Here is an 11,805-nt window from a genome sequence, read left to right on the forward strand (position 1 = left end):
GGGGCTTTTTCTGTTCACTGCCCCGCCCTTTCTTAATCCATGTCAATTCCCAGGCAGACGGCGCTTGCCAGGCCTTGACCTTCTCCTTTCGGCAAGGTTTAGATTCGGCCCATCCGTCACAGGGAAGCCACCCATGCTCTCATCGAGATTGCCCACCACGTTCATCGCCCGGCTATTGCTGGCGCTGGTGCTCGTCTGCAATCTGACCCTGTGCATCAGCTGGCATGGCGCGGCCACCGCCCTCCCGGGTGAGACCCAGGATGCCCTTCCGGCATCCTCCCCCTTGTCTCATGCGCTGCACGAGAGCCCGCCTGTGCAGCACGCCGCCATGAACCATGGCCAGGCCGACACAATTCCCCTCTCCTGCCATTCGGGCACCATGAGCCAGAGTGCCCCGTCTGGGGGGGAATGCCAGATGCAGGCCGGCTTCTCCGGTGCGGCCAATGCCCCGCCCCTGCTCGGCATGCTGTTGTCACTGCTGCTGATCCCCCTGCTGCTGCTCCCCTCTTCGTGGCATGTCGGCTCCCTGCTCGACAACTGGCTGAGGGATCCCTTCCTGCGCCTGCGCGGTACCCATCCCCCCTCCTGGCCCAGACGGCATCTGATGCTCTCTGTGCTGCGCCATTAGAAACCTCTTCTACCCCAGCCTGGGCAATGGTTCGCCATTGCAACAAGTGCCGTGCACCGGCCGACTCGTCGGCAGTGCTCCGTTTGCCGCCCAACCCGTTCGCTGTGATTCGAGTGTTGCGTGACGCAGGTGCGTGAATAACGCCTCTGCCCCGCCCCTGGACACGACGCTCATGCAGGAACCCGGTCAGGCGGCCTGATAGAAGAGAAGATGTAACCATGTCATCAGCCAAGATTTTCGCCGTTGCCGGCGCCCGCGCCTCCCGTTCGACTCGTGCCGGAGGCCTGCGATGAACAAGACCCTGATCCTGTCGACTCTGATGCTCGTCCTCGGGGCTGGCGGCGGTTACTGGGCCGCCACCAAGATGGGCGGCGCTACTACCGCCAAGGAGAAGGCCCCCCTCTACTGGGTCAATCCCATGGATCCCCGCGACAAGCGCGATGCCCCCGCCAAGGACAACATGGGGATGGACTTCATCCCCGTCTATGAAGAGAAACAGGGCGGCTCGCCGGGCACCGTTACCATCAGCCCCGAGATCCAGCAGAACCTGGGGGTGCGGCTGGCCAAGGTGGAAAAACTGCCCGTCCACCAGCAGATCGAGACGGTGGGCTATGTGGGATATGACGAGGAGCGCCTCGAAGCCATCAACTCCCGGATGGCGGGCTGGATCCGCAACCTCGCCATCAAGAACGAGGGGCAGCAGGTGGCCAGGGGCAGCTTCATCTACGATCTCTACGCCCCGGATCTGGTGAACGCCCAGCACGAGTACCTGCTGGCGCTCAATACCACCAACCCGCTGCTGCTGCGCGCCGCCGAAGGCAAGCTCAAGTCCCTGCAGGTACCGGCGGATCAGATAGCGGCCCTCAAGCGCACCCGCAAGGTGCAGGAGACGGTGCGCATCTATGCCCCGAGCAGCGGCTATGTCTCCGAGCTCAAGGTGCGTGAAGGCCAGTATGTGGAGCCCGCCGCCCCCCTCTTCAACATCAGTACCCTCAAGCAGGTGTGGGTGAGCGCCGAGGTGTTCGAGCGCCAGGCCGCCCAGATCAAGGTCGGCGATCCGGTCACCATGACCCTGGACTATGCCCCGGGCCGCCGCTGGCAGGGTCGGGTGGACTACCTCTACCCGACGCTCGATGCCAGTACCCGCACCCTGCGGGTCCGCCTGCGCTTCGACAACCCGGACGAGTTCCTGAAACCCAACATGTTCGCCAAGGTGAGCATCGGCACCGGCAAGGGGGAACCCCGCCTGGTGGTGCCGAGCGAAGCGGTGATCCGCACCGGCAGCCAGGACCGGCTGGTGCTGGCGCTGGGAGATGGCAACTTCAAGTCGGTGGCCGTCACCCTGGGCCCCCAGTTTGGTGACAAGGTCGCCATCCAGGAGGGGGTCGAAGCCGGTGACAGCATCGTCAGCTCGGCCCAGTTCCTGCTCGACTCAGAATCGGCCATCGATTCGGACTTCCAGCGCATGACGGCGGTGCGTCCCATGCAGGTGTGGACCCAGGGCCAGGTGCAGAACATCGATCTCGCCGGGCGTACCCTCGGCATCTCTCACCAGCCCATTCCCGAGTGGCAGTGGCCCGCCATGGAGATGGACTTCACCGTGGCCGACGGCGTGGACATCAGCCAGCTGAAACCGGATCAGACCCTGCATCTGCAGGTGGAGCAGGAGGGGGACGAGTACCGCATCATCCAGATCCATGTGGAAGACAAACCGGCAGCAGACGAGCCGATGAAAGAGGCCAAGGGCGAGATGCCAGGCATGGAAGGCATGGATCACAGCCAGCACCAGATGGGGGATAAATCATGATCCCGGCCATGCTTCGCTGCATTGAGCACAAACCCAATCGGCTGCCAGCCCACCGAATGAGAGGAGCCCAGTCATGATCCCTGCCATCATTCGCTGGTCCGTCGGCAACCGCTTCCTGGTGCTGCTGCTGACCGTCATGCTCACCGCCTGGGGCCTCTGGTCGGTCAAGCAGACCCCGGTGGACGCCCTGCCGGATCTCTCCGACGTCCAGGTGATCATCAAGACCTCCTACCCGGGCCAGGCGCCCCAGGTGGTGGAGGATCAGGTGACCTACCCCCTCACCACCGCCATGCTGGCGGTGCCGGGGGCCACCACGGTGCGCGGCTACTCCTTCTTCGGCGACTCCTTCGTCTATGTGCTGTTTGACGACGACACCGACCTCTACTGGGCCCGCGCCCGGGTGCTGGAGTATCTGAGCCAGGTGGCCCCCAATCTGCCCGCCGGGGCCCAGCCCCAGCTCGGGCCGGACGCCACCGGGGTGGGCTGGGTCTACCAGTACGCCCTGGTGGACAAGAGCGGCAAGCACGATCTCAGCGAGCTCACGTCACTGCAGAACTGGTTTCTGAAATACGAGCTGCAGACGGTGAACGGCGTATCCGAAGTCGCCACTGTGGGCGGCATGGTGCGCCAGTACCAGGTGCGGGTCGATCCGGACAAGCTGCGGGCCTACGGCATTCCGCTCTCCCTCATCGAGACCGCCATCAAGCAGGGCAACCAGGAGACCGGCGCCTCCGTCATCGAGATGGCGGAAGCGGAGTACATGGTTCGTTCGAATGGCTACCTCAAGAGCGTCGAGGATCTGAAGCAGATCCCGCTCGGCACCAATGTGCGGGGCGCCCCCCTGCTGCTGGGTGACGTGGCCGACGTGGTGACCGGTCCCCAGAGCCGGCGCGGTATCGCCGAGCTCAACGGCGAAGGGGAAGTGGTGGGCGGCATCATCGTCATGCGTTTTGGCGAGAATGCCCAGCACACCATCGACGGGGTCAAGGCACGGCTGGCCGAGCTCAAATCCAGCCTGCCCGACGGGGTGGAGATCGTCACCGTGTACGATCGATCCGACCTTATCCAGCGCGCCATCGACAACCTCTCCGCCAAGCTGGTGGAGGAGTTCGCCGTGGTGGTGCTGGTGTGTATCGCCTTCCTGTTCCACCTGCGCTCGTCGCTGGTGGTGGTCATCACCCTCCCTATCGCGATTTTGACCGCCTTTATCGTGATGCACCTGCAGGGGATCAACGCCAACATCATGTCGCTGGGGGGCATCGCCATCGCCATCGGCGCCATGGTGGACGGCGCCATCGTGATGATAGAGAACGTCCACAAGCACATGGAGCGGGAGGCGCTCACCGACAAGAACCGCTGGCGGATCATCACGGAGGCGAGCATCGAGGTGGGGCCGGCGATTTTCTTCTCCCTGCTCATCATCACCATGAGCTTCCTGCCGGTGTTTGCCCTGGAGGCGCAGGAGGGACGGATGTTCCACCCGCTGGCCTACACCAAGACCTACGCCATGGCCGCCGCCGCCGCGCTCGCCATCACGCTGGTGCCGGTCATCATGGGCTATTTTATCCGCGGCAAGGTATTGCCCGAGCAGGCCAACCCCCTCAACCGTGGCTTGAGCCAGGCCTATGTGCCCCTGCTCAATGCCGTGCTGGCCCGCCCCAAGACCACCCTCGCCGCCGCCCTGGTGGTCACGGTCGCGGGTTTCTGGCCGCTCCAGCACCTGGGCTCCGAGTTCATACCGCCGCTCGATGAGGGGGACATCATGTACATGCCCACCACGGCGACCAACATCTCGGTGGGCAAGGCGCGGGAGATTTTGCAGCAGACCGACAAACTCATCCGCACCGTGCCCGAGGTACAGAACGTGTTCGGCAAGGCGGGGCGCGCCGACTCGGCCACCGACCCGGCGGATCTGGTGATGATGGAGACCAGCATCCAGCTCAAGCCCCGCGATCAGTGGCGTCCCGGCATGACCCCGGAGAAGCTGAAAGAAGAGCTCGACTCCCTCATCCGCTTCCCCGGCCTCACCAACGCCTGGGTGCCCCCCATCAAGACCCGTATCGACATGCTGGCCACCGGCATCAAGACCCCGGTGGGGATCAAGATCGCCGGCCCCGACCTCAAGGTGGTCCAGCAGATTGGCCAGCAACTCGAGCAAATTGTCGGCAAGGTGGAAGGCGCTGCCTCCGTCTACGCCGAGCGGGTGGCGGGCGGTCGCTACGTCAAGGTGGATATCGATCGGCTCAAGGCGGCCCGCTACGGCCTCAACATCGCCGACGTGCAGGCGGTGCTCGCCACCGCGGTGGGCGGCATGGACGTGGGGCAGACCATTGAGGGGCGCGAACGTTACCCCATCAACCTGCGCTATCCCCAGAGCTATCGCGATTCGGTGGCCAGCCTCGAACTGCTGCCCCTGGTCACCCCCAAGGGTGAGCGGATCGCCCTGGCGGACGTGGCCCGGGTCTACATCAGCGACGAGGCGCCCATGCTGCGCAGCGAAAACGCACGCCTCAACGGCTGGGTCTACGTGGACATCCGTGGCCGCGACATCGGCTCCTTTGTGGCAGAGGCCAAGGCCGAGGTGGACAAGCAGCTGGTGCTGCCACCGGGTTACGCCCTCACCTGGTCAGGTCAGTACGAATACATGGAGCGGGCCATGGAGCGCCTCACCTACGTGGTGCCCCTGACCCTCGCCATTATCGTGCTGCTGCTCTATCTCGCGTTTCACCGCTTCCAGGAGGTGCTGCTCATCCTCACCACCCTGCCGCTGGCGGTGGTCGGGGGGATCTGGGCCGTCTGGCTGCTCGACTTCAACCTCTCGGTGGGCGTCGGCGTCGGCTTCATCGCCCTGGCCGGGGTGGCCGTGGAGACGGGGGTGCTGATGCTGGTCTACCTCAACCACGCCTGGGACGATCTGGTGGCCAGCGGCAAACCGGACAAGGCCGGCCTGCACCAGGCGGTCATTCACGGCGCCGCCCTGCGCCTGCGCCCCAAGATGATGACGGTGGTCACCATCATCGCCGGCCTTCTGCCCATCATGTGGAGCCATGGCACCGGCTCGGAGGTGATGCAGCGAATCGCCGCCCCCATGATCGGCGGCATGGTGACGGCGCTGGTGCTGACCCTGCTGGTGCTGCCCGCCGCCTACTACCTGTGGCGCAGCCGCACCCTGAAAACCCTTGAACACACGACGTCGCAGACGGATACCCCGACTGCACCCTGATCAACCGGACAACACAAACAAGGAAACCATCATGAACTACAAGACGCTGACGCTGACCCTGCTATTGGGCCTCGCCACCCACACCGGCCTGCAGGCCGAGGAGATGATGAACCACGAAGGGCACGACATGAGCCAGATGGGGGAGATGGGCCAGATGGAGGGCATGGATGGCATGGAGGAGAAGGTGATGACCAAGGGGGTCATCAGCCGTATCGACACGCAAAACGGCAAGGTAGGCATCAAGCACGAGGCCATCGCGAACCTCAAGATGCCCCCCATGACCATGGTCTTCCAGGTGGCCGATCCCGCCCTGATGGAAGGGTTCAAGGTCGGGGATGCGGTGAGCTTCCACGCCGAAAGTCCGGCTGGAAAGCTCACGGTGACGAAGCTGCAGAAGCAGTAACCACTCACAAGGGCAGTAAAAAAACGGCGGGTTGAACCCGCCGTTTTGTTGTCTGCTTGTCAGCGCCGGGCCGATCCTCAGCCGCGAATGTGGTCGATAAAGGCGTCGATCTGCTCGCGGCTGCAAGCCGGGTTCATGAATACCGCCTTTTCCCCGGCGATGTAGGAGTAACGGCCGCGCGCGTCGTAATCGGAGCGGGCCACCGCCTCCACCCAGTTGGTGTAGAGCCCCACCTTGCCGCGCCCGGTGAAGAGGCTGCTGTGGTATTCGGTGTTGCGTGCCAGCCGCGCCTTGTAGGCGGGGTCGGGACTGCGGGCCAGCTCGAAGGCGAACTCGGCCTCCGGATCCTGCACCCACTCGGGGTTGTAGATCTTGAAGCCCACGCTCGGCCCCTGGTTCTCCTGGGCCACCAGCTTGACGTTGCCGAGCTGGCTCAGACGGAAGCGGAAGTAGTTGGCGTTTTGCAGGCAGTGGGCCAGCACGGTGCGATACCCCTCGACCCCCAGGTAGTTGAGGGCCGCGTAGGCACCGAACAGGCCGCTCGCCCCGCGGGAGCACTCGATGGTGGACTGCAGGTGGGTGTGGCCCTGGATGTCGCGCTCGAAGTAGGAGAAGTTCTCCGGATCGTTCTCCATCGCCTTGAGGTCGTTCTGCTCCTTGATCATCACCAGGCTGGAGGTGTAGGGCACATAGCCCCACTTCTGGAAGTCGACGGTGAACGAATCGGCGTATTTGAGCTCGGCAAAGCGCGCCACGTTGCGCTCGATGCCGGCCAGGGTCGCGGCGTTGATGGCCAGGGGGTTGGCGGCAAAGTCGTAACCCAGGAAGAAGATCATCGACCAGCCGATGGCGGCGTCCACGTGGATGTGGGGCTTGACCGCCACCTCGAAGCGCTCGCACAGGCGATCCCGCAGGTCCACCACGGGTTTGACCTGATCCACCCCGAAGGTGTCGGTGGTACCCATGGTGAGCATGATGGTAGGCACCACGTGCTTCAAGGCAAAACAGGCGGTCAGGGTGCGCTCGAGATCCGCGAGATCGATGTCGTTGTTCTCGCCGACCTGGATGCGGATGGTCTTGTTCTCGATGTCCACCCCGAGCAGGGAAAGGTTGGTGATGTTGGAGTAGTGGCCGCCCTGGGAGTTGATGATGCGGTAATCCTGATAGTGGCCAAGCCCCTTGTGCTTGGCCTGTGGCAGGCTCTTGCGGATGCCGAGCAGGTAGCCGTAGAGGTTACAAAACGTCCCCCCCTGGGTGAAGATGCCGGTGGCGCGAGCCGGGTCATAACCCGCCAGCAGCGCTATCTGGCGCACCACCTTCTTCTCGAGCTCCTCCGCCACCCCGGCGTATTCGGAGTAGACCAGGTTGGGGTTGGCCAATATGCCCATCTGGGCGCCATAGATGGCGGGATCCGCCGACATGGTGATGACGTTCTCGACGCTGGAGGGGTTCTCCCAATCCTTTGACAAGGCGCCGGCAAACAGCAGCTCCGCCATGGGCTCCCCCGGCGTGCGCATGGTGGCCGGCACCGGCATGGTTTCGCAGAGATCCGCCAGGCGGGCGCGGCCATCGGGCCAGGCATTGAGCCGCGCATCCGGCGCCAGCCCACGGGCGCGAAACTCGTTGAGGGTGGCAAAGCCGGGCTCGCGAAACACCGGCCAGAGGTCGGGGTTGCGTGAGAAAAAGTGGGCTTTGACGGTGGCAAAACGGCGGGCGAACTCGGGGGAGACGGCGTTGACGCCCTCATCTTTCAGATAGACCAAGTGATTCATTTTTATACCATTGATACTGCTGAGGTGCAGTTTTTATACTCCAGTGACACCTCTATCAACAGAGACAATAACTAATGATCTGCCCTACTTTTTGTCATGTTGGCGCCCTGACGGGCGCCGTGCCCTCTCTCCCCTCTTTTCCCCTGTTCATCTTGTGATCCTGGCCATGGGCAAGGTCAGCGCAGGGCGGTCAGCAGCCATGCCGAAAACCCTTCCAGCTCGGGGTTGGCCGAAAACGTCGCCCGCCACTGACGCAGCAACTCGTCGATGGCCTCGGGACGATAGGCCACCCCGGGCAGGCGTGCGGCCAGGTCATCCAGGGGCGCAGGGTCCAGGGTGTCGCTGAAGATCTGTGCCCGTCCTATCACCCCCTTTTCCACGTCGAAATGAAGCTCGACCCCGCCCCAGGGGAAACGCTCCTCCAGCAGGTGGCTGAAGGCGGGAGCATGGCCGAAGTTCCACTCCCAGCTGCGTTGGCGGGCAAAAGTCTCGGCAAAGCCGGGCAGGTCGGGCATCCGCTCGGGGGAGATATGCTCGGGCTGCACCACCTCACCGTAATGGGCAAAGAAGGCGTCGCACAGGGCCTGCACCACCTGCTCATGACCCAGGCCAGGCAACAGCTCGCCAAGGTTCGCCACCCGGCTTCTCACCGAGCTGATACCCTTGGCCGCCAGCTTCTTGGGGTCGGGATTGAGGTAGTGGGCGAGGCGGCCGAGGTCGGCATCCAGCAGCAGGGTACCGTGGTGAAAACCGCGATCATGGGTCTCCCGGTAGGCCGAACCCGACACCTTGCGATCCCCGTCCGGGGTCGCCACCAGCAGGTCGTTGCGCCCGGAGGCAAAAGCACTCACACCGAGCCTGGCGAGGGCATCAATGACGATGGTGGTGGAGACGCTCTTGTCATAGCCGGGCTTGCCCGCCATGAAAGTGAAACAGCTGTTGCCAAGGTCGTGGAACACGGCGCCGCCCCCGCTGCTGCGCCGGGCCAGGGTCACCCCGTCCTCTTCCATGCGGCGGGTGTTGCACTCCTTCCAGGGGTTCTGGGCCCGGCCTATCACCACCGTATTGTCGTTGCGCCACAGGAACAGCACCCGCTGGGCCGGGTCCATCTGGCGAAAGATGCACTCCTCCACCGCGAGGTTGAACAGGGGATCGTGGGAGTCGGAGAGCAGCAGGCGCAAGGAAGACATGACAGGACCTTCTCGGGAAACAGGAAACGGATGACTACCATACCACCCTGAACGAAGGAAGGCGTCCCCCGACCGCCACAGGTCGACACCCGATCGGGGAAAGAGCATCAACTTCTGATACGACAGGAGAAGACAAGAGGGAGTCGCCGAAAACATGCAGTTTGTCATTAACAGGCGAGAAGAGAGGCGGCAGCCACCCCTCTTGGAATGACACCTTATGCCCTTGTCACCGGGCCGGTGACGGGTTGACAAGGTTTCAAAACGAGCCGTGACGCCCATTGACGTGATGAATGACACAAAAATGACTTTTACTGCCTCCCGCGCCCCATCTTATTGGGGCCTGCTCCCCTTGCGAATGGCAGGAAATTGTTTGACTCTAGCCAGAAGAGCACCTCCCGAGAGAACAGCGGTATGACGGAGTCCGATGCATCTCGCCAGCCTGTACGCTGGCTTCTGCCCTTCTGGGTGATGATTGCCACCCTGACCACGGCTCCCCTCAGGGCGGATGAGCGCGTCATCCTGCAACTTCCCTGGCAGCACCAGTTCCAGTTTGCCGGTTACTACGCCGCCATCGCCAAGGGGTTCTACCAGGAGGCCGGCCTGCAGGTCACCCTGCGGGAGGCGGGGCCGGGCACCGACGTCATCAATGAAGTCACCACGGGTCGCGCCCAGTACGGCATCCGCGGCAGCGATCTGCTGCTGGCCCGGGCAGCAGGCCGCCCTGTGGTGGTGCTCGCCGCCATGTTGCAGCACTCCCCCCTGATGCTCATCACCCTGGAGCGGCCGGATATCCAGACCCCGGGCGATCTGGCCAACAAGCGGCTGATGCTCGAACCCGGCTCCAACGAGCTGCTCACCTACCTGCATCGCTACACCCGCAGCCGGCAGTGGGATACCCTGCCCTACGAGCGGGGGGTCCAGGCACTGCTGAGGGGCCAGGCGGACGCCATCAGCGCCTACAGCACAACCGAGCCCTTCACCCTGCAGCAACAGGGCATTCCCTACCGGGTGTTCAGTCCCCGCGACATCGGGTACGACTTCTACGGAGACAACCTCTTCACCTCGGAAAATGAGGTCTTCAACCAGCAGGAACGGGTCCAGCGCTTCTTGCAGGCCAGCCTCAAGGGGTGGCGCTATGCCATGGATCATCCCGAGGAGATGATCAACCTGATCCTGGAGCACTACCCCAGCGGGGCCGGGCGTGAGGCGCTCGCCTTCGAGGCCCGTGAAACCCGGGCCCTGATGCAGCCCGACATCATCGAGCCCGGCTACATGCAGCAGGATCGCTGGCAGCAGATCGCCCGCACCTACCAGGAGGCTGGGATGATCAAGGCGGTGCCCAACCTCACCCCCTTCCTCTACAACAGTACCCAGGCGAGCCTTCGCCAGCAGCGCCAACTGCTCGACAGGAGCGTGGCCATCGCCATGCTGATCTCCTTCTCCCTGCTGGCCCTGCTCGGCGTCTTCCTGCACCTCTATCTGCGTCTGCGGGAAGAGGCCAGTGACCGACAGCCTGCGTTTTCGTTACATCAGCCCCGCCATCGCGTCCCTGAGCGGCTATGAGCCCGCCGAACTCTTTGCCCTCTCCCTGCGCCAGCTGCTCCCCGATGAGTCCTGGAAACAGCTTCGCGACGGCATCACCGCCTCCCTCGAGGCCTGGCAACGGGGGGATCATGGGCAGACCCGGTGCGTCATCCACTCCCAGCTGCGCCACAAGCAGGGTCATCTGGTGGCCATCGAGACGGTCACTACCTTGCATGGCAGCGCCAGCACAAGACCGGACGCCATTTTGGGGGTGACCCGGGATGTCACCGAACGTTCGGCCCGGGAGGAGATGATGCGCCGCCTCGCCTTCTATGACCCCCTCACCGGCCTGGCCAACCGCCGCCTGCTGCAACAGCGGCTAAAGGAGACCCTGGAGCAGGCTCCCCAGCAGCCCCTGGCCCTGGTCTTCATCGATCTCGACCACTTCAAGCCCATCAATGACACCTTCGGCCACGAAACCGGCGACCTGCTGCTCAAGCTGGTGGCCGAGCGCATGGGGGAGTGCGTCAGGGAAGAAGATCTGGTGGCACGCCTTGGGGGGGACGAATTCGTCATCATGCTGCCCGATACGGATGCCTCGGCCCTCGCGGTCGCCGACAAGCTGCACCACTGCCTGCATCACCCCTTCCAGCTTGAGCAGCAGGCGCTGCGCATCTCCGGCAGCATAGGGGTCGCCCTCTATCCGGATCACGGTACCGACCCCAAGACCCTGATGCACCACGCCGATCAGGCCATGTATCAAGCCAAGCACCATGGCCGGGGCAGGGTCTGCCTGTTTTCAACCGGGCAGGATCCCCTCCCCGGCACCCTGCAATGGCAGCCCACCCACGCATGCGGCCACCCCCGCATCGATGCGGACCACCGCCAGCTCTACCTGCTGGTCAACCGCTTGCTCGAGCACATGCAGGATCCCGGCATCCATCCGGATGCCTTGCTGGCAGACATGGCGCAGATATTCGAGATGGCACGCCAGCACTTCCTCCTCGAAGAGCAGGTCCTCGCGCAATATGGCTATGAGGAGCTGGCGGCCCATCGCCAGGAGCACCAGCATCTGCTGAAAAAAGCCGGTCAGCTGATGGCGGCCGCACAGGCGGGCACCCTTGGCAACGACGCCCTGCTCAACTTCATCATCCAGGAGCTGGTCGTGGGTCACATGAGCCAGGCGGATCGCCGTTATTTCCCCCTGATGAAAACCTGCGATGCCCGCGAGGCGGTGTGATGCCAGAAAACAGGGGGC

At 63.8% G+C, this 11,805-nt stretch carries 6 protein-coding genes and 1 pseudogene; 5 read left to right on the plus strand and 2 right to left on the minus strand.

The genetic code is table 11. The features are described 5' to 3' along the window. The first annotated feature begins 133 nt into the window (after positions 1 to 133). From C2U47_RS02435 to C2U47_RS02450, 4 genes are all read left to right on the plus strand, one after another. Entirely contained in the window at positions 134 to 628 is a 495-nt protein-coding gene (locus tag C2U47_RS02435; RefSeq protein ID WP_052815050.1) for a hypothetical protein, read from the plus strand. Between the two features lie 289 nt (positions 629 to 917). Next, positions 918 to 2,435, plus strand: coding sequence for an efflux RND transporter periplasmic adaptor subunit (locus C2U47_RS02440; RefSeq protein ID WP_052815049.1), 1,518 nt, complete (start codon positions 918 to 920; stop codon positions 2,433 to 2,435). Between the two features lie 73 nt (positions 2,436 to 2,508). Continuing rightward, positions 2,509 to 5,658, plus strand: coding sequence for an efflux RND transporter permease subunit (locus C2U47_RS02445; RefSeq protein WP_103261427.1), 3,150 nt, complete (start codon positions 2,509 to 2,511; stop codon positions 5,656 to 5,658). A gap of 31 nt (positions 5,659 to 5,689) precedes the next feature. Next, positions 5,690 to 6,061, plus strand: coding sequence for a copper-binding protein (locus C2U47_RS02450; protein WP_043759198.1), 372 nt, complete (start codon positions 5,690 to 5,692; stop codon positions 6,059 to 6,061). Between the two features lie 77 nt (positions 6,062 to 6,138). Here C2U47_RS02450 and C2U47_RS02455 read toward each other — a convergent pair whose 3' ends face one another. Continuing rightward, positions 6,139 to 7,833, minus strand: coding sequence for a pyridoxal phosphate-dependent decarboxylase family protein (locus C2U47_RS02455; protein ID WP_103261428.1), 1,695 nt, complete (start codon positions 7,831 to 7,833; stop codon positions 6,139 to 6,141). Positions 7,834 to 8,009: 176 nt separating this feature from the next. Then, complete coding sequence (locus C2U47_RS02460) at positions 8,010 to 9,023, minus strand: lipoate--protein ligase (protein ID WP_103261429.1); 1,014 nt, start codon at positions 9,021 to 9,023, stop codon at positions 8,010 to 8,012. Positions 9,024 to 9,434: 411 nt separating this feature from the next. Between C2U47_RS02460 and C2U47_RS02465 the strand changes: the two are divergent. Beyond that, positions 9,435 to 11,787, plus strand: a pseudogene (locus C2U47_RS02465) (diguanylate cyclase domain-containing protein). Positions 11,788 to 11,805: the final 18 nt, after the last annotated feature.

Source organism: Aeromonas sp. ASNIH7 (assembly GCF_002903485.1).
Lineage (GTDB): Bacteria > Pseudomonadota > Gammaproteobacteria > Enterobacterales > Aeromonadaceae > Aeromonas > Aeromonas caviae.